The organism is Spirillospora sp. CA-108201, from assembly GCF_050936235.1.
GTDB lineage: Bacteria > Actinomycetota > Actinomycetes > Streptosporangiales > Streptosporangiaceae > Spirillospora.
In genome coordinates this window covers 9520401-9539844 of the sequence record NZ_JBNJNE010000001.1, presented here as the reverse complement: position 1 = coordinate 9539844, position 19444 = coordinate 9520401, and the positions used below count along the sequence as shown (strand labels likewise).

General features: G+C 73.5%; 8 protein-coding genes and 1 pseudogene. 1 reads left to right on the top strand and 8 read right to left on the bottom strand.

The window, feature by feature from the left end:
* Nucleotides 1-45 precede the first annotated feature (45 nt).
* Nucleotides 46-267 (bottom strand): annotated as a pseudogene (locus ACQEU6_RS45410) (glycoside hydrolase family 78 protein); the annotation flags it as partial.
* On the opposite strand from ACQEU6_RS45410, the gene ACQEU6_RS45405 reads away from it, so the two are divergent.
* Nucleotides 245-463 (top strand): hypothetical protein, encoded by a 219-nt coding sequence (locus tag ACQEU6_RS45405; protein ID WP_499340626.1) that lies wholly within the window; start codon nucleotides 245-247, stop codon nucleotides 461-463. The pseudogene ACQEU6_RS45410 and the gene ACQEU6_RS45405 overlap by 23 nt on opposite strands.
* Here ACQEU6_RS45405 and ACQEU6_RS45400 read toward each other — a convergent pair.
* The 7 genes from ACQEU6_RS45400 to ACQEU6_RS45370 form a co-directional block, all read right to left on the bottom strand.
* A complete protein-coding gene (locus ACQEU6_RS45400) occupies nucleotides 438-3161 on the bottom strand; it encodes a family 78 glycoside hydrolase catalytic domain (protein ID WP_499339998.1) in 2724 nt (907 codons plus the stop codon). The genes ACQEU6_RS45405 and ACQEU6_RS45400 overlap by 26 nt on opposite strands.
* A 117-nt stretch (nucleotides 3162-3278) precedes the next feature.
* On the bottom strand, nucleotides 3279-7001 hold the full coding sequence (locus ACQEU6_RS45395; protein ID WP_499339997.1) for a glycosyl hydrolase: 3723 nt from the start codon (nucleotides 6999-7001) through the stop codon (nucleotides 3279-3281).
* A complete protein-coding gene (locus tag ACQEU6_RS45390) occupies nucleotides 6998-10960 on the bottom strand; it encodes a family 78 glycoside hydrolase catalytic domain (protein WP_499339996.1) in 3963 nt (1320 codons plus the stop codon). Before ACQEU6_RS45390 ends, ACQEU6_RS45395 begins: the two co-directional genes overlap by 4 nt.
* Before the next feature lie 59 nt (nucleotides 10961-11019).
* Nucleotides 11020-13077, bottom strand: a complete 2058-nt coding sequence (locus tag ACQEU6_RS45385; protein WP_499339995.1) for a family 43 glycosylhydrolase — start codon at nucleotides 13075-13077, stop codon at nucleotides 11020-11022.
* A gap of 163 nt (nucleotides 13078-13240) precedes the next feature.
* Nucleotides 13241-14659 (bottom strand): arabinose isomerase, encoded by a 1419-nt coding sequence (locus tag ACQEU6_RS45380; RefSeq protein WP_499339994.1) that lies wholly within the window; start codon nucleotides 14657-14659, stop codon nucleotides 13241-13243.
* Nucleotides 14660-14672: 13 nt separating this feature from the next.
* A complete protein-coding gene (locus tag ACQEU6_RS45375) occupies nucleotides 14673-16877 on the bottom strand; it encodes an alpha-L-rhamnosidase-related protein (protein ID WP_499339993.1) in 2205 nt (734 codons plus the stop codon).
* 11 nt (nucleotides 16878-16888) lie between these two features.
* Nucleotides 16889-19414, bottom strand: coding sequence for an alpha-L-rhamnosidase-related protein (locus ACQEU6_RS45370; RefSeq protein ID WP_499339992.1), 2526 nt, complete (start codon nucleotides 19412-19414; stop codon nucleotides 16889-16891).
* Nucleotides 19415-19444 lie beyond the last annotated feature (30 nt).

Here is a 19444-nt window from a genome sequence, read left to right as displayed (position 1 = left end):
CCGACCAGCGGGACGCCCGGGGCCGTCGAACGTCCGGACCCGCCACCAGTACGCCGTTCGCGGCGACAGCGCCGGGCCGCCGTACGGCACGGCGACCGACGCCGCGGACGCGGCCTTCCCGCTGTCCCACGTGCGCGGGCCGTGCTCCAGGCGGGCCGGGGTGGCGGCGAACTGCACCTGATAGTGCGTCTGCCTCGTCCCCGGGCCGAGGTCGGCGACCTGCCAGCTCAGCCTCGGCCGGGCCGTGACGCCGAGCCCGTCCGGCATCAGGGAGGTCAGCAGCCCGGACGGCGTCCGGGCCGCCGGGGCCACCGGGGCCGCCGACGCGGTGCCCCCGGCGGGGCCGAGCACGACCGTGCCCGCCACCCCCGCCGCCGACGCCCCGAGGAAGCCCCGCCGGCTCATCCCGCTCGATCTCTCGGTCATCGCCGTGCTCCTCAGGGGCGGTCGGAACGGAAGGTGAGGTGGCCGGAGCCGGCTTCGAAGACGGCGTAGCCGTCCCCCATGCCGGTGAAGCGGGCGCCGCCCGGTCCGGAGACGCGCACGTCGCCGGCCGAACGCGCGGGGACGTGGATCTCGGCGCGCACGTTGACGGGGACGTCGACGTCGAGCGAGAAGCCGTGGCCGGCCCGCTTCCACGCGACGCCGACGTCACCGCGCTGCAGCGGGACGGCGCCGGACGCGCGGTCCAGCCCGGTCAGCGGCGGCCTGATCCGGACGGCGGACGAGGCCGGGGCGGTCACGGAGACGCCGAGGAGGGTCCGCTGCACCTCGACCAGCGACGTCGCGCCCCACGGGTGGGAGAAGCTCTGGCCTGTCTCGGGGGCGTCCCAGGACTCCCAGGTGAACGTGCCGCCGCGCGCGAGGATGTCGCCCCAGCCCGGGCCCTTCGTGTCGGTGAGGCGGGTGACGACGTCCGCGGGGCGGCCGCCGAGCGCCTCCAGGAGCCGGTGCGCGGTCATCGGCCCCATCTGCATGCCGAGCCCGGCGACGTACGCCTCGACCTCGCCGCGGCCTTCGGCGGGGGCGACGCCGTAGGCGAGCGCGTAGGCGTTGGCGATCTGGGAAGCGTGCGCGCTCTGGGCGCCGTCGCTCTTCAGGCCGTCGACGTAGACGCCGTCCGGGCGGCGGAGCCTGGAGTTGATGTTGCCGGTGAGCGTCCCGGCGTCCTCGCGCAGGGCCGCCGCGTCACCGGTCTTGCCGAGCGCGTCGGCGGCGCGGGCGGTGGCGTTCAGGACGTCCACGCCGAGCACGTTGACGACCGTGCGGGCGGCGGTGTCCATGTCGTGGCCGTAGCGCATGGTCGCGGGCCAGTCGATGATGCCGTACCTGTACTGCCCGGAGCCCCCTTCGAGGTCGGTGACCAGGCCCGTCCCCTCCGCGATGTAGCGGCGGACGTATCCGGCGACCGCGCTCATCACGGGATACGCCTCCGCCAGGGTGGACGCGTCGCCGGACTGCTCGTAGTAGTCCCAGATCCAGCCGGGGAACATCTCGGTGTAGTCGGGGATGTCGCGCTTGCCGTCGCCGTTGGGGTAGACGGCATTGAGACGCCCGTCCGGCCAGTACCGCGCCTGCGACGCGATGAACTCGCGGATCGCCTGCCGGGTCAGCCGCCGCTCCCCGTAGGCGCCCATCATGGCGATCGAGGTGTCGACCGAGTCGCCGAGGAACTGCCCCTTCTCCCGGGTCGGCGTGTCGAGGAACTGGGACTGCGACCCGTACAGCGCCGACCGCGCCATGAGGTCGTAGGCCGCGTTCACCCCCGCGTCGGACGTGCGGAGGCCGCCGCGGCGGGTCACCTCGTCGTGCTGGAGGACGGCGGATACGCCGTCGGCGTCGGCCCCGGAGTCCGGCGCGATCTCCAGGTAGCGGAAGCCGACGTAGGTGAGGGGCCGGAAGGTCTGGTCGCCGTCGCGCTGGGTGTAGCCGTAGCTGAGATCGGTGTCCTGGTTGTCGTCCTTGGAGCGGGAGACCGTTCCGTCCTCGTTGAGGGCGTAGGAGGCGTGCATGCCGACGTGGCGGCCGGCGACGCCGTTCCGGAACCGCACCACCGGCACGGCCGGGACGACCTTCCCGAAGTCGGCGACCAGCGCGCCCGAGTCCAGCCGCGTGACCTTCACCGGCCGGACGGCCCCGTACGTGAGCGCGGTCTCCTGGCCGTGCAGGTGCTTGAACCCGGACGTCGGATGGACCCCGACGACCTGGGGGTCCTGCCAGGCGGACGCGTCGTGCCCCGGCGCGTCCCAGCCGAGCGGGTCGGCGGTGCCGTCGATGTCCTCGACGTAGTCGCCGGCGTCCCCGTTGCGCTTCGGCGCCTTCTTCCAGGGGGCGCGCGTCACCTTCCACGTCCCGTCGGTGACGACGACCTGCCGCGTCCCGTCGGCATGGTCGACGACCAGACGGACGAGCAGGCCCGGCTCGCCCTTCGGGCGTCCCTGCCCCGACCCGTACCAGTGGTAGAGCGCGCCGATCGTGGCGGCCTGCCCGGCCTTCACCTTCGAGGTGACGTCGACGGTCTTGTAGAAGCCGTCGTCGGCGTACTCGAAGGCGGGGCCGCGGTCGACGGTCTCGCCGTTCAGGTGCAGCGCGTACTGCTGACCGGCCGCGACGTGCACGCGGGCCCGCACGACCTTCGACCCCCCGACCGTGAAGTCCTTGCGGGCGAGCGTGTAGTCGTCGGCCTCCGCGGTGGTGCGCCGGATCCAGGTGGCCTGCCAGTCCCGGTCGGAGAGCCCGGTGTCGAACGCGGCGGGCCGCGCCCACGGAGAGCGCTTTCCGGAGCCGTCCCAGGTCCGGACCGTCCACGTGTAGGACGTCTCCGGCGCGAGCGACGGCCCGGCGTACCGCACGTACTCCTGGCTCCCCGACCGGACCCGCCCGCTGTCCCAGAGCGTCCTGCCGGACGGCTCCCGCACGACGATCTCGTAGGCGGTCTGCACCTCGCCCGGGTCGCGGTCGCGGGGCGTCCAGCCGAACAGCGGCGCCCCCTCCACGCTCAACGGGCGGGCCTGGTCTCCCACGGTCAGCCCGGCCGGGGACCGCGGGGCGTGCCCGGCCTCCAACGCGGCCTGCGCCGTCCCCGGCAGTCCGGCGACGACCGTCGCCGCCACGGTGGCCGCGGCGACGAGGACCGTACGGCGCTCGGAAGAACGGGTCATGTCACGGCGAATCATGTGAAGCGACCTCCAGTTCGTTACTGCGGCTTCCAGGACCCGCCGGAGGGGCCGGGGCGGGCAGCGCCCGCCCTGGGCGTCGTCCGCCCCGGCCCCTCCGGCCTATGGCCGTACGGAGAACCCGCTCATCTGGACGTTGGCGCCTACGCCGTCCCAGCTCCTGGTGATGTCGAGGCGCACGTAGCGGGCGCTGACCTTGGCGAAGGACGTCGTCCCGCCCTCCTTGGGCGTGTCCGCGGCGGTGGCCACGGTGCGCCAGGTCCGGCCGTCCGAGGAGACCTGGACGCCGTAGTCGCGCGGCCCGTAGTTGGAGCGCCCGCCCACGACGACCGAGCCGAACTCGACGGGAGCGCCGAAGTCGACCCCGTAGCGCACCGGGTCGGCGGGCGTCGGCCCCTGGCCGGCGGCGCGGCCCCACGACACCCAGAACGTGCTCGGCGAGCCGTCCACGGCCAGCTTGGCCGGGTACCGGTCCTGGCCGGCGTCGGCGACCACCCGCGGGAACGGCGTGCCGCCCGGGTTGAGGGCGAGGTCGCCGGAGTGCCGCAGGGTCACCTCCGCGGCGGCGGACGGCCCGGCGTCGCTGCGCGCGGTCACCTTCAGGGTGGTCGCGCCGGACGCGACGCCCTTGTCGCGGAGCCCGACGGGCACCGTCACCGATCCTCCGGCGGGCACCGTGACGCGGCCCCGCTCCGGCTCGGCGCCGATCCCGTCGGCGGCGGACGCCGCGACCGTCACGTTCGCCGCGCGGCCGGAGGCGTTGGTGACCAGCACCGTCGCGCGGTTGTAGCCGCCGTCCGCCAGCGGCAGCTCCCGTTCGAGGGCCTCGACGGTCAGCACCGGCCGGTCGCCGCCGGACGGGGTGAGGGTGAGCGGGCCGAACAGCCCGTAGTCCATCGGCGCCCGCGACGAGGCCCCGGTGCCTGGCGCGGCGCGGACCGCGTTGAGCAGCGTGGAGGCGACCCGCACGGTGATCGTGTTGTCGCCGGGCCGCAGGTACCGGCCCACCTGGACGCGCCGCAGGTCGGCCTGGTTCAGCGGGGGCAGGTCGTGCCCGTTGACGTTCACGCGGACGGTGTCCACCGGTGTCCCGAGGTCGAGTTCGGCCCCGTCGACGCCCTTCCAGCCGTCGTCCAGGGTGACGTGCGCGGTGTAGGTGCCCACGCCCGAGACGTCCGCGAGGTCCACGGGGTACCCGCCGGCCTTGGTGATCGCCGACCAGGCGGGCAGCGCGCCGCCCGCCCCGGCCTTCACCGTGACCGGGCCGAGCGCCCTGTGCGCGGTGTCGCCGGGCCTGCCGGAGGGCCCGGGGCCCCACGCGTCGACCGACAGCGACCACTCGTCGAGCCTCACCGGCTGCGGGACGGCCGCCGCGCGCTGCCCGCCCGCCGGGCGGGCGCCGTGCGGGCGGCCGGTGAAGGTGGAGTCGTGCCGCGGCGTGACCGCGATGACCGCGGCGTCGTTCGCGGCCAGCCGGACCGGGACGGTGACGGTCCCGTGGCCCGACGTGTAGTCGTCGATCGGAGTGATCTTCCCGGTCCAGGTGTCCAGCCGGTAGGGGACGCCGTCGCCGGTCAGGGTGACCTTCTGCGCGGTCGTCGTGTTCGTCTGGTTGTACAGGTAGTAGTAGTCGGTGGAGCCCGCCTGGCGGCGCACGTCGAGGATCGCGCCCGAGCCGTCGTGCGGCGCGGCGGCCGGCGTGACGCGCAGGCGCCGCAGCGCGTCCGGCGCGTCCGCCTCGTTCGCCACCCGCACCACGCCGCGCTGCCGGACGAGTTCGGAGACGACCGACTTCAGCCGCGCGTCCTGCCGCGCGGTGTCGCCGTTGCCGGGCACCGCGCTCGGCACGTCCCCGACGATGACGACCGGCAGCCCCTGCCGCGCCAGCCGCAGCAGCTTCTCCGCGGCGTCGACCGGCATCGTCTTCTGGTCGTTCAGCAGCACCGCGTGGTAGGCGGAGCGGTCGCCGAACAGGGCGCCGCCGGAGAAGGAGGCGTCCTTGCGGCGGAGCAGCGCCGGGCTGAGGTACTCGTAGGTGTAGCCGGCCGACGCCAGCGCCGAGGAGCTCTGGATCAGCTTGTTCGCCCCGCTCCCGGTGGTGCCGGTGCCGTTCATGCCGAAGTCCTGCCAGTACACGGCCAGGTCGAAGCGGGGCTTGCCCTGCCGCAGCACGAGCTGCATCCGGGCCAGGTTGTCGTTGACCGCACGGTAGTCGGCCCAGTTCGGGCCGCCCTTGTCGCCGAACGCCTCCGAGTAGGAGGTGTTGCCGCCGTAGGTCATGCCGGGCCAGGCCGACTGCGGTCCGGCGCCCGCGGGTCCCCTGCTCAGGTACGGGAAGCCGTGCCAGACGACCTGGTTCACGCCGCCGGCGAGACCCCGGTAGACCGCCTGGAGGTTCGAGGCGTCCGATCCGGCGCCGGCCGTCGAGCCCCACACCGAGGCGGAGAAGGCGCAGCACTCGTCGGACACCACCGCCCGGCCGGACACGTGCGCGCCCGTGGCGACGACCCGGTAGTCCTGCACGTTGCTGTAGGCCCCGACCGACTGCCCGAACGCCAGGGACTCTCCCTCGGGAACGTCGACGTGGGAGGCGGCCTCCGCGACGTCCACCGGGATGCCGTAGGGCTGGATGCGGGTGCTGATGTGGTGCTTGTGGGCCCACTCGCGCAGCACGTCGAGCCGGTTGCGGATGTAGAGGTCGCTGAGGGTCTGCCGGTAGTCGGTGCGCACCCGGGCGCCGACGCCGCCGCCGAAGTCGAAGAACGGCCGGTCGGTGATGCCCTGGTCGCCGGCGCCGGCCAGGGCGGGGAGCACCTCGACCGGGGAGTAGCCGCGCCGCTTCGTCCACTGGTCGACGAGTTCGGACGTCCACTTCTGGGTGGTGCCCAGTTCGAGCGAGTCCTCGAACAGGTCGGACTCGCCCATCTGGGCGAGCAGCTTGCGCACGTCGGGGGTGAGGATGTGCTCGTCGTAGAAGTCCGTGGTCGCCTTCGCCCCGGCCTCGCTGAACGGGTCGAGCGCGTAGTTGGTGCCGGTCGCGGTGTAGCCGGACAGGGACTGCCCGCTGGGCGTCTGGTAGAAGGCGATCAGCGCGTAGGTGCTCGCGTCGTCGCCGGGGAAGTCGACCGTGAGGCCGCCCCGCTCGTCCACCTTCGCGGTGACGTCGGTGACGTCGGAGCGTTCCAGCATCCGCGGCCCGCCGGAGGCGGCGCAGTCCGCGTCGGAGCACTTCGCGACGAGCGCGGCGATGAGCGTCTTCTCGGCGCCGGCGGGCGGCGCGACGTTGAAGTTGGCCGGAAGCGCGCCCGACCTGCTGGTGCCGCCCTTGTGGAACTCGTGGGAGAAGACGACCTGCTGCTGCGCGCTCGGATCGTTGACGTCGTTCACGGTGGGAACGGTCGCGGGCCAGCGCGGGCCGATGGTGAAGTCCAGGCCGAGCCCGTTGGCCTTGGCCGCGGCGAGCATCGTCCGGGTCTTCTGGGCCCACAGCGGGGTGCCCCAGCCGTAGGTCTTGAGGAACTCCGGGGAGTTGTTCCCGGTGCCCTCGACGCTGAACGGCGCGACCTCGGCTCCCCCGCCGCCCGCCTTCCTGATCTGTTCGAGCTCCGCCGCGAGTTCCTTGTCGTCGGTGTGGGCGAGCGGCTGCCACCAGCGGTACTTGGGCCGAACGGACGCCGGGGGGTCGGCGAAGGTTCCGGCGGTCAGGGCCGGGACGTCCGGCCCGGACGCCGGGGCGGCCTCCGCCGCCCCGGCGACCGCGAGCCCGGACAGGGCCAGGAGCGCGGCCGCCGGCGCCGCGAGGAGCCGGGCCTTGGAATGAGTCATGAGGAGTAGCCCTCCAGCTCGATGACGCGGCTGTAGTTGTGGTCGTTGGAGTCGTGGACGAGGAGTCGGAGCGCCGACGCCTGGACGGGCGCGAAGGTCTTCTCGACCGTCCCGGCGGTGCTGCCGGTGACGGTCGCGACCGTGGTCCACGTCCCGTCGACCCGGGCCTGGACGTCGTAGTCGCGGATGCCGGTCTTGGCGGCCGGGTGCGCCGGGTCGTCGAGCGTGAAGACCTTCACGCGGCCGACGCGGCGCGGCTCGTCCCAGGTGGCGGTGAGGGTGTCGGGGAAGTCCCCGGCGGTGTCGTCGTTCCAGCCGCCGACGCCGTTGAGCCAGACGCCGGAGTCGGTGCCCCCGTCGTTGGTCCACGCGGGCGACGAGCCGCTGTGGGTGCTGGAGGCCGACATCTCGGCGACGCGCACGAGATCGCCGGTCACGCGCACCGGCGCCCGCACGCTCTCGTCGTCGACGGTGAGGGTGACGGCGCCGTCCGTCGCGGCGCCGGTGCGCCCGATCGTGACCGGGACCTCGGTGGAGCCGCCCGCGGGGATCGTGACCCGTCCCGGGGCGGCGGCGGTGAAGCCGTCCGACGCGGCGGCCTTCACCGGGACGGTGACGGCGCGGCGCTCCAGGTTGGTGACGCGGAACCGGGTCTTCGCGGACTCTCCCTCGACGAGGGGGATGTCGGCGCCGAACGGCGGCTCGACGGCGAGCTGCGCCGGGTCCTGCCGCACGGAGCCGGGGGTGCGGACGGTGAACGTCCAGGCCCCGGATCCGACCTCGTACACGGCCCGCCCGTCCTGGACGCCGAGCGGCTCGGCGCCGGCCGGGGCCGTGGCGCCGGACGCGCCGAGCAGCGGCACCTCCACGCGCGCGGGGGCGCCCGGCGGGACGGTCACGTCGAGCCGCAGGTCGTTCCCGGATCGGCGCCACGCGCTGGAGACCGTGCCGCGCGGCGTGCGGTAGGAGGAGGACGCGCGGGTCAGATCACCGACGACGGCGGGCCGGATCACGAGCTTGCCGAAGGCGACCGAGTCGCCGGCCTGGCCGATCCCGGCGAGGCCCGCGCCGAACCACTCGTCGATCGCGCCGAGCATGAAGTGGTTCTGGGAGCCGTAGCCGGTCGGGCCGTCCCAGTACTCGGTGAGCGCGGTCGCGCCGTGCACGACCTGGTAGCCGTAGCTGGGGTCGGTGACCTGCTGCGCGACGGTGAGGATGACGTCGTCGCGCCCGGCCGCCGACAGCACCCGGAACAGCGCGGGCAGGGCGATCTCACCGACCGTGAGGTGGTACCCCTTGCTCTTGACCGAGGCGACGAGGTGGTCGAGGACGGCCTGCCGCTGCGCCGCGGGGACGATGCCGAGGTCGAGCGCGAACGCGTCCCCGGCCTGGCTTCCCGAGCCGTAGGTGTGCCCGGCCTCGTCCAGGTACTCGGCGTTGAAGGCGCCGGCGATGCCGGCGGCGAGCTCGCGGTAGCGGGCGGCGTCGTCGTCCTTGCCGAGCAGCCCGGCGATGGAGGCGAGCGCGGCGGCGCTGCGCTGGTAGCCGTAGGTGGCGGCGATCCCGCGCGGCGTGGTCTTGTCGACGGCGGCCCAGTCGCCGAGGCCGTAGTCGAGCAGGTTCCCCTTCGCCTTGGAGGTCAGGTAGTCCAGGTAGCGCTGCATGTTCGGGTAGAAGTCGCGCAGCGGGCGGGTGTCACCGTAGGTGCGGTAGTGCTGCCAGGCGGCCAGGATGATGGCGCTGCCCCAGTTGGGGTCGTCGCGGACGCCGCCGGAGAACTGGACGTACTCGGGCGCGATGTCGGGCACGAGCCCGTCGGAGGTCTGCGCCTCGGCCATGTTGCGCAGCAGCGCCGGGTAGTAGGCCGCGACGTCGTAGTTGCGGGTGACCGACCCCTGGACGAGCTGGGTCTCCTCCAGCCAGCCGAGCTTCTCCCGGTCGGGGCAGTCGGTCAGGATGCTGAACATGTTGCCCTGGATCGACCGGTCGATGATCGTGTGGATGCCGTTCAGCAGCAGGTCGGAGCTCTCGAACGATCCGGCGGAGGCGTTGCCCGCGCGCAGCACGACGGCCGACGCGGCGTCCGCGTCCGGCGCGGAGGGCAGGCCCGTCACCTGGAGGTAGCGGAAGCCGTGGTAGACGAAGCGGGGGTGCCAGGTCTCCGTGCCCTTCCCGGCGAGGGTGTAGTGGTCCTCGGTCGGGGGGCGCTGCGCGCCGCCGGCGATCATCGTGCCCTGCTCGACGAGGCCGTCCGCGCCGAGCCGCTCCCCCGGTTTGAGCGCCAGTTCCGTCCCGCGGGGGCCGCGGACCCGGATCTGCGGCCAGCCCGCGATGTTCTCGCCGAGGTCGAAGACGTAGGTGCCCTTCTTCGGCTGCGTGACCTTCACGGTCGCGCGGCGGCCGACGGGCACGATCGCGGGCGACATGCGCGCTGTGAGCGCGATGCCGGGGTCGGGTGCCTCGGCGGCCGGGCGCCAGGACGCCAGGTCCGCCGACGGCGTGTCCCAGCCCTCGCGCGCGAGGCGGGCGTCCTCGTCCTCACCGCCGTACCAGTGGGTGAACGTGGTCGGGCCGAGGTCGGTGCGCCAGGACGAGTCGGTGGCGACCCGGGCGGTGGTCCCGTCCGCGAGCGTGACCTCCAGCTGGGCGAGCAGCTTCGGCGCGCCCTGCGCCCCGACGTACTTGGTGTAGCGGTCGCTGGTGGAGGTGACGTTGTAGGCGCCGTTGCCGAGCCGGACGCCGATCGCGTTGCCGCCGCGCCTCAGCAGCCCGGTCACGTCGTAGGCGGCGTATTCGGCGCGCTTGCGGTAGTCGGTGTTCGGCGGTTCGAGGACGGCCTCACTGACCGGGCGGCCGTTGACGGTCGCGTCGTAGATGCCGAGCGCGGTGATGTAGAGCCGCGCCGACCGCACCTTGTCCTTCAGCGAGAACTGCCGGGCGAGCAGGGGAAGCCGGGGCAGGTCCGTCTGGTAGGCGGGCGGCGGCTCCTGGCCGGTGACGGTCTTGGCGGCGGCGAACGGGCCGTCCTCCGAGTCGGAGGTCTGCACCGTGTAGTCGACGGGGAAGTTGGGCGTCCTGCCGTCGCTCGTCATCAGGTCCGTGCGCGGGTACAGCTTGACCGACGCGAGGTCCTTGACCGCCCCGAGGTCGAGCTGGAGCCAGATGTGGTGGCCGGGGTCCTGCGAGCCGTAGGCCGGGCTCGTGTATCCGAACGGCGCCTGCTGCGTGCTGAGCGCTCCGTCGGTGACGAACTCGGGCATCCACTTGCCGGGGTACTCGCGGACCTCGGAGGCGGTGACCTTCGCTCCCTTCGCCACGTTCGCGCCGGACGGGTCAAGGGCCTCGATCTCGGCGAGCTGGAGCCTGGACAGCAGCGAACCGCCCTCCTTGACCGGCAGGCCCAGCTTCGTCACGTCCAGCCGCAGATAGCGGGCCCTGGTCCCGGCGGGCAGCGCGACGGCGGCGGGGGTCGGCGCCCGGTTCAGCCAGCGCTCGTCGCCGATCCACTTGGCGGACCAGTCGTCCTTGGCGAGCAGGCCCGTCTCGAACCGGGCCGGGTCGCTCCAGCCGGACGGGCGCCCGGAGCCGTCCCAGACCCGGACCCGCCACCACACCTGGCGGCGGGAGGCGAGCGCCGCGCCCCGGTAGACGGCGTTCGCGGCGGCCGAGGGCACCTTGCCGGAGTCCCAGAGGTCGGCGCTGCCGAGGTTGCCGCGGGACGTTGCCGCGACCACCTGGTACGCGGTCTGCGCGGAGTCGCGCCGGGCGGCCGACAGGCGCCAGCTCAGCGTGGGCGCGACGTCGTCGATGCCGATGGGGGCGTCGAGCGCGCCGGTCCGCAGCCCGGTGGCCCGCAGCCCGGAGGTGTCGGCGCGGGCGGGCGGTGCGGCGACGGCGGTGAACGCCAGGGACAGGGCCACGGCGCACGCGGCGCCGCGTCTTGGGGGGATTCTGCGCATGGACGGGAACGTCCTAGTCGTCGGGCGCGACACCGCGCATCGCACGGTTTCCACGCGTTTCAGGCCTTCCGTACGCTGGTCAGGAACTTCAGGTCGCGGCCGGGTTCGGGAGTGAACGTCGCTCCGCCGTCACGGCTGACGGCCGACGTCCCGCCCCGGTACGGGTCGTGGTCGGAGTAGGCGACGCCGTAGCAGCCCTGGCCGGTCGTGGAGCCGAGCCGGACCGTGTACCGGCCGCCCCGTTCGACCCGGATGTCCGGGTGGACGGTCAGGTTCCGCGCCGACCAGCCGATGCGGTCCGCCGGGATCGACTCCGACCACACGGTCCGGGTCTCGTCGGCGATCTCGATCGTGAGCGGTCCGGTGGGAGGCGTGCGCTCGACCCGTCCCTCTTCGGTGCCGTCCTTGAAGACGGTCACGGCGAGCGAGCCGAGGCGGCCGCGGCGGCCCACGGTGAACGACTGCTCCCGGTGGACGACGCCAGCGATGTCGCAGCCGGTGCGGAACCCGGTCACGCCGCTGCTCTGGTCGAGGCCGGGGACGGCCCGCTGGTGCCCCGGATGACCCGGGTCCAGCCGCACCCGCGCGTTGCCGCATTCGATCGGCGCGATCGCGCCGTCGTCGCCGAACTCCAGCGGCTGCCAGTAGTAGTTGGCGAGGGCCTCGTTGGTGTGGAAGTTCCACAGGTCGCTGAAGTACAGGTACGTCGGCTCGCCGTCCCGCTGCCGCAGCGTCGCGACATGTGCGGGCTGGCCGCCGCAGGAGTCGTCGGTGATCGGGGTCCCGGCGGTCGGCACGACCCACTTCGACAGGTCACCGGAGAAGTCGTCGCCGAGCAGTTCCTGCCCGGCGGGCGAGGTGACCCGCACGTTGTCGAACTTCGCGGTCTCCAGGTTGGCGCCGTTCCACTCGCGGAAGCCGACCTTGCCCGCCGGGTAGGTCGTGTCGGTGTAGGTGTCGACCTGCACGCCGTCGATCGAGGTCGTCAGCGTCGAGCCCGCCGCGGCGACCGACACGTGGTGCCACTCCCCCGCGACGATGGGCTTGTCGAGGGTGACGGTGTGGCTGGCCGTGGTCTTGCCCGCGCGTCGCAGGACGGTCAGCTTGCCGTTCGCCGTGCCCGTCCCGCTCAGCAGGAACAGGTAGCCGTAGTCGTCGCGGTTCATCCGGACCGAGAACCCGGCCTGGGTCAACGTCCCCGACGCCGCCGGCAGCGGGGCGACGTCGAACGAGTAGGTGTAGTCGGTCCAGTCCTCGCCCTGCTGCGACAGGCCGTAGAGGCCGCCCTTGGCGGTGAGGACGCCGTCGGCGGCCGACCAGGCGTCACGGCCCGTCCACGGGCCGAGCGGGCTCGTGGCGGTGAGGTAGGACGTGCCGGTCGCGGTGCAGTACCCGCAGTTGGGGTCGGACATCGTCAGGTAGTAGACGCCGTTCCGCTTGAAGATCGAGGGCGCCTCGACGCGCGTCACGCCGGTGACGTCGTAGGGCCCGGCGGCGCGCAGGTAGTCGGAGGTGAGCTTGATGACCGCCACGTGCCACCCCGCGTTGCTGCACGCCAGGTAGCCGCTGCCGTCGTCGTCGACGAACACGTCGAGGTCGGCGGTGCAGTGCGTCCCCCCGGGGAGGTCGGGAACCGGCTGCTCGGTGAACGGCCCGGTCGGACGGTCGGCGGTGTAGACCCGGAACCTGTCCGCCGCCTCCTGGTCGTTGACCCACAGGACGTACTTGCGCGTCGTCTCGTTGTAGACGGCGTGCGGGCGGAAGCAGAACTTGCAGTCCCGGGGCTGGACCACGTTTCCGCGGTCGGTCCAGTGCACGAGGTCCGGCGACGAGTAGACCTTGAAGCCGCAGAACGAGGTGTTGACCTGCCACTGGTAACCGCAGTCGTAGCTCGTCCCGTACAGGTAGTAGGTGTCGCCGAACCGCTGGATCGCGCCGTCGTGGGCGTCCACGGCGTTGCCGTCGGTGTCGAACCGGACCGTCTGCTCCCCTCCCGGGCCGAAGTTGACGAGGTCGCTGACGACCTCGGCCCGCGCGGGAAGGGCCGTCAGGAGGGCGAGCAGGAGGGAGGTGAGCGCCGCCAGGAGGACGGCGCGGCTCGGGGGGATTCTGCGCATGGACAGGAACGCCCTTTCGAAACTGCGCGGGGAGGGGTGGGATGAGGCGCGTCCCTTTCCGGGCATGGCGAGCAGAGCCGATGGCCGCGCGGGACGGCCATGGGCATTCGCCCGTCATCGCCTGGGAGCGGATCCCCCGATCACGCCAGAGAGAGTCGTACCGTCAGGGGTTCACTTCGACCAGTTCGATCTCCAGGAGGTCGGCGAGGGCCTTCAGGTCGGCGACGCGGTGGCCCGTGCCGAGGGCCCAGTGGTGGGAGATGCCGGTGGCCGACCACGCGTCGGTCCACTCGCCGGGGTCGCAGCCGAAGTCGACGCGGGAGGTGGTGTTGCCGATCCGCAGCAGCGGCCCGTCCACGGTCTCGCCCTCGGACGCGGCGAACGCGAACCGGCCGTCGCGGCGCTGGATGATCCCGAACGCGGTGACCGGGCCGTGCCTGACGTCGAACTCGACGGACACGCCGTAGCCGCGCTTGCCGTGGTAGACGCCGAGGCCGCGCAGCAGCGGGCGGCGGGCGCTGATCGCCAGGTGCGCGGGCCCGTCGTGGCCCATCTCGACGTGGCCGCGGTGGAAGTCGAGCGCCTGCAACTCGGTGAAGGAGCCGCCCGCGCCGAGCCGGTCGGCGATCAGCATGGCCAGGGAGGTGCGCAGCTCGTACTCCCCGGCCGCCGGGATCCCGCGCGCGGTGAGCAGCGACGCGCCGAGGATCATCCCGGCGCCGAGCCGCTCGTGCACCTCGCCGTCCAGTCCGCGGTGGTAGTAGGCGAGGCTGTCGAGCCCGAAGTCCTCGACGAGGCGGTCGAGGCCGACCGAGACGCGGGCCGCCCAGGTCAGGTCGTCGTCGTTGACGGACGCGTCCAGCTCGAAGGTCTTCTCCGCCTCGGCCTTCTTGGCGGCCGTCTCGGCGTCGGTGACCTTCTCGACCCGCACCCGCAGGTCGTCGAACTCCAGCACCTCCACGTGCCCGCCGAAGTTGGCGCTGACGAGCGTGAGGTCGGTGGAGACGTCGAGCATGCCCGGGTACAGGTGGCCCATCAGCCCGTGCCTGCCCCGCCGCAGGGCCGCGCGGACCCCGGCGGCGCGCACCCAGCGGCCGATCCGCTCCCAGGCGCGCTCGTCCTCCAGGTAGCCCGACACCGAGCGGAACGGCACGCCGCAGCGCGCGAACGCGTTCGCCATCTCCGGCAGCGGGCAGGCGCCGCAGTAGGCGAGCCACTGCCCGGTGTCGAAGGAGGCGTGGTCCATCGACTCGGTCGGCTGCAGGTTGATCAGCAGGACGGGCGCGTCGGCCCGCTGCGCGACCGGGACCAGCATCGTCGCGGTCATGTAGGTGGTGAGGAAGCCGACGATGATGTCGCAGCCCGCCGCCCGCAGCCGCTCGGCCGCCGCCGCGCCCTCCTGCGCGTCGGAGATGAACCCGACGTCGACGACCTCGGCGCCGAGCCCGCGCATCCGCTCCGAGACGCGCTCCGCGGACCGCCTGAGCTGCGGCAGCAGGTCGGGGAACTGCGGCCAGTAGGCGCCGAGCCCGCCGGCGACGAGGCCGACCTTCACCGGCGGCGGCGCTGTGGTGTCTGCCATTGCTTGTCCTCTCCTAACGGGCCGTGAGGGTGTGGCGCCCGGCGGGCGCCCCGTCCACGTAGACGTGGCCGCCGTCGCCGGACACGCCGGGCGCGGTCGCCTTCCCGCCGGCCCAGACCGTCCGGCCGTCGAGGGTGACCCGGCGGGTGGACGGTGTGATCGGGACGGCGAGGCGGCCGTGCGTGCCGCGCGGCGCGGTGACCTTCAACTCGAAGCCGCGGCCCGTCCTGCGCCAGGACGCGGCGATGTCTCCGTGGGGCGTCGGGACCGTGCCCTCGGCCCACGCCAGGTCCCCGGTGAAGGGGACCACGGACCAGGACTCGTACCCCGGGGCGGCGGGCCGCACGCCGAGGACCCTGGTGCTGAGCGTGACGGTCGGCTGCGCGGCCCAGCCGTGCGCCAGGCTGGAGAACTGCTTGAGGTTGGGCGTGCCGTCCGGCTGCAGGTGCTCCCAGAACGTGGAGCCCGGGTCCTGCCTGAGCTGGTGGCCCCAGAAGCGGCGGATCAGCTCCAGGCCGGACGCGTCGCCGGTCTCCAGCCGCGCGTCGGCCTCGAACCCGCTCGGCAGCGGAGCGTAGAAGGGCGGAAGGCTGGCATTGGGAGTGGACTGGGAGACGGTGAGCGAGCCGATGTCCGTCCAGTTGCGGGCGCGCAGGTAGGCGAGGGCCCGCTTGGCGCGGTCGCCGCCGGCGATGCCGGTGAGGACGGCGGTGACGTTGCCGTCCTGCGGGTAGGCGCCGGGGATCTCCCTGGACAGGCGGTACGCGCCTGCCTTCTCGTCCCACAGCTGCTCGTTGACGGCCCGCTTCACGGCGGCGGCCCGGTCCGCGTAGGCCGTGGCGGAGGCGTCGCCCCGCGCCTTCGCCATCGCGGCCATCTGGTCGAGGTTGCGGGCGTAGAGGGCGTTGACGTAGGTCTCGTGGCCGCAGTCGGAGTACCCGTAGTGGCCGCACGACCCGGAGTCCTTGAAGCCGATCAGGCCGCCGTCGTCGGCGGCGCGGACGGACTCCAGCCAGGCGGTCGCCCGGGTGAGCTGGGGCCACCACCGGTCCAGGTAGGCGCGGTCGCCGGTGTACCACCAGTGCTCGTACATGTTGGACACGAACCAGGTGACGTACTCGCCGTAGGTGCGCAGCTCGTTCTGGTTGTGCTGCCCGACGAGGCTCGCGGCGGGCATGTAGCCGTCCGGGAGCTGCTGGGCGGCGAGCGACGACAGCGAGTTGGCGACCGAGCCCAGGTCGTGGGTGCTGACGTAGGCGACGGGGGCCTGGACGGCGAGGTCGCCCTGCCAGACGATCCGGTCGCGCTTGCCGCCGTCGTAGATCACGGAGGTGCGCGGGTCGGCGTGCGGGACCTGCGCGTCGGCGTGGTCGCCCTCCCCCGGCTGGTAGGGCCACTTCTTCGCGGTGTTCGACGCGCCCGTGTTGATCTGGACGGTGTACGCGCCCGCGTACCAGATCTTGTTCAACCGGTCGTCGCTGGACAGGAAGTGGCCGCGGTAGCCGTCCAGGTCCCGCTGGTCGGGCGCGGCGGTGAAGTCGAGGGAGATCTCGTCGACGTCGACGTGCCCGGGGCCGTCCAGGAAGAGGGTCGCGTACCGGAATCCGCCGCGCAGCTCCTTGTCGCGGACGGTGCCCGGCAGGCTAACCCCGTCCAGCGGCAGGTCGTGGCTGTCGGTGTCCGCGGTGTAGGGCTGGCCTGGGAAGCCGTTCCAGATGTTGGCGGTGTCGCAGCCGGGCGCGATCTTCCCCTGGCCGTCGTTGGCGTCCGGGGCGAGGGCCATGTACTCGACCGACTCGGAGAAGCAGGCGCGCAGCTTCGGCCGGTCGGCGGAGGCGCCCTTCACCCGGACCCTGAGGTGCCCGGCGACCTCCTTGCCGAAGTCGACGATCAGCAGCGGGGAGCCCGTCCGGTCGGCGGCGCCGGTGAGGCGGACCGTGCCGCCTCCCCGCCGCAGCGCGCCGCGCGGGTCGCCGTCGATCGCGCCCTGGCGCGGGTCGGCCCTGAACACCCCGGCCGGACGGACCTCCCGGCCGGACGGGGCCAGGACGTACGGCCGCCACTGGCCGGGGCGCGGCGTGTAGGAGGAGTCCTGCCAGGGGTCCCCGGCGGGAGGTGAGGCGACGGCGGGGACGGCGAGCGCGAGGGTGCTCGTGACCGAGAGGGCGGCGGCCGCGGCGGCGCGGGCGAGGGAGCGCCGGGCAGTGGGGGGAACCATGATCACTCCAGTCAGCGGGACGCGGTCAGGACGGACGTGCCGGTGAGGCCGGGCACCTGGACGAGGCCGTCCCGGACGGTGACGCCGGGTCTCACGGCGGCGCCGTTCCGCCAGACGACCGTCCCGCCGACGCGGACCTCGGACGCGCCCTGCGAGGGGACGCCGGCCGTCGCGGTCGTTCCGCGCGGTGCGGCGACGCGCAGCGTGAACCTGCCGCCCTCCCGCTTCCAGGCGGCGGTGATGTCGCCGTGCGGCGTCGGCACGCGTCCCTGCGCCCAGCGGAGCCCGCTCGCCGGATGCGGCAGGACGGTGAACGTCCCGAAGCCGCCGGAGGCGGGGGCGACCCCGAGGACCTGGTTGGTGAGGAAGGAGGTCGGCGCGGCGGCCCATCCGTGCGCCAGGCTCGTGTACGAGCCGAGCTGCGGCGCGCCCGCCCGGCTGACGTTCTCCCAGAGCGTGCCGGGCTGGGCCTTGCCGAGCATCGGGTACCAGGTGCGGCGCAGCAGCGACATCGCGCCGGCCGCGTCGCCCTGGGAGGAGTGGGCGAGCAGCGACTGCGCGGACACGAACGGGCTGATGTACTGCGGGACGGCGCCGCCCGCCTTGTCCACGGTGAGGTCGCCGTGCGGGTCGGCCAGCCTGTCGCCGAAGAACCTCAGCACCGACGCGGCGCGGTCGCCCGTGGCGACGCCCGCGACGACCGCCATGGCGTTGCCGTCCTGGGGGTGGTTCCCGTCGGACGGGCTGACCTTGTAGGCGCCCGCGGCGGGGTCCCACAGACGGTCGTTCACCGCCTTGGCGGTGCGGGCCGCGCGCTCCCGGTAGGTCCCGGCGAGCCCGGTGTCGCCCTTGGCCTCGGCCGCCTGCGCCGCCTGGCCGAGCACCTTGACGTAGAGGGAGGAGACGTAGGCGCCGCCCGCGTCGTTGCCGTAGCCCCAGGTGCCGCCGGCGCCCTTCATGGTCAGGAGGCCGTCGTCACCCGCGTTCGACTCCAGCCACGCGACGTTCCTCTTCATGGCGTCGTACCACTTGTCGAAGAACGCCTGGTCGCCGGTGTACAGGTAGTGCGTCCAGTAGTTGTGGACCCACCAGGCCGCGTACTCGCCCCAGCCCATGTTGTAGCCGAGCTTGTCGGTCAGGTAGAGGCCGGGGATCTGGCCGCTGGCGGCCTGCCCCTTGGCCATGAACCCGACGGCGTTCGCCGCCGGACCCGCCTGCCCGGTGGACAGGTACGCGACCGGGTCGGCGACCGCGTTGTCCCCGCCCCAGATCATCCGGTCGCGCTTGGCGCCGTCGCTGACGACGCTGTCGCCCTCGCCGACGATGGCGTCGTTGCGCACCGGGCCCTCCTGGCCCGGGTAGGGGCGACCGGTCGCCGGGTCGATCGTCGCCATCTGGACGGTGTAGGCGCCGGAGTACCAGAGCCGGTTCAGGGTGTCGTCGCTGGACAGGAACGCGCCCTTGTAGCCGTCCAGGTCGGGGTTGGCGGGGTCGGCGGTGAACCGGAGCCGGAGGTCGGACAGCCGCACCTCGCCGGGGCCGTCCAGGAAGACCATGAGGTAGCGGAACCCGCCGCGGATGACGGGATCGGTGAGTGCGGAACGCCCGCTCCTCGTCTCCAGGTAGTGGGTCTCGGTGGCGAGGCCGACCGGGTCCTGGCTGTAGTCGGAGGCGGTCGTGAGGTACTGCGGGCTCTCGCTGAACGCCAGGCCGAGCCTGGGCGAGCCCTTGCGGGCGTCGGCGGTGACCTGGATCTGCCCGCCGACCTCCTTCCCGAAGTCGTAGACGACGTAGGGGCGGCCGTACTCGTTGGAGCTGAGCGTGGTCGTGCCGTTCCGGAAGGCGCCGGACGGGTTCCGCACCGTCCCGCCGTAGGGCGCCGCGGGGGCCTGGCCGTCCTTGTAGAGCGTCCACACGGCGTGGACGCGCGCGCCGGGCCCTGGCTTGCCGGTGTTGCGGAACGTGACCCGCATGTCCTTTGACGAACCGACGAGGTGCGCCGGGACGGTCACGTCGTAGTGGACGAGGCCCGCCTTGTCGCCGCTCCACACCCCGGCCTGGGCCGGGTCCGGTGCGCGCTCGTGGACGACCGCGCCGTTCACGAGCACCTCGTAGTGCGCGGTGGCGCTGCCGGCCTCCTCGACCCGGAGGGTGACCGCGTGTCCGGGCGTGACGCGCAGGCGGTAGCCGAAGGCCGCGCCCGCGTCCCCGCCGGTCTGGCGGGTCATGACGCCGTCGGCCTTGGCGGCGGTGGACGAGCCGGCGTCGAGGTCGTGCGCCTTCTCGGACGTCCCGGAGGCGGCGGTCACGTGGTCGCCGTTGACCCCGTACGACTCCGCGGCCCGGACGGGCGGGACGTTCCGGCCGGAGGGGGCGAGGACGTAGCGGTCGGCGCGGGCGAGGGGCGGAAGGCCGAGCGGGTCCCGCTCGGCAGCGGACGCGGGCGCGGGCTGGACGGCGGCCAGGGCGGCGGCGCCCAGGGCCAGAGAGGTGACGACGGACACGTAGGAGCGCGCGAACTTCTCGGTCGGCGGCATCGTTATCCCTTCGGGTTCACTTGGTCGAGC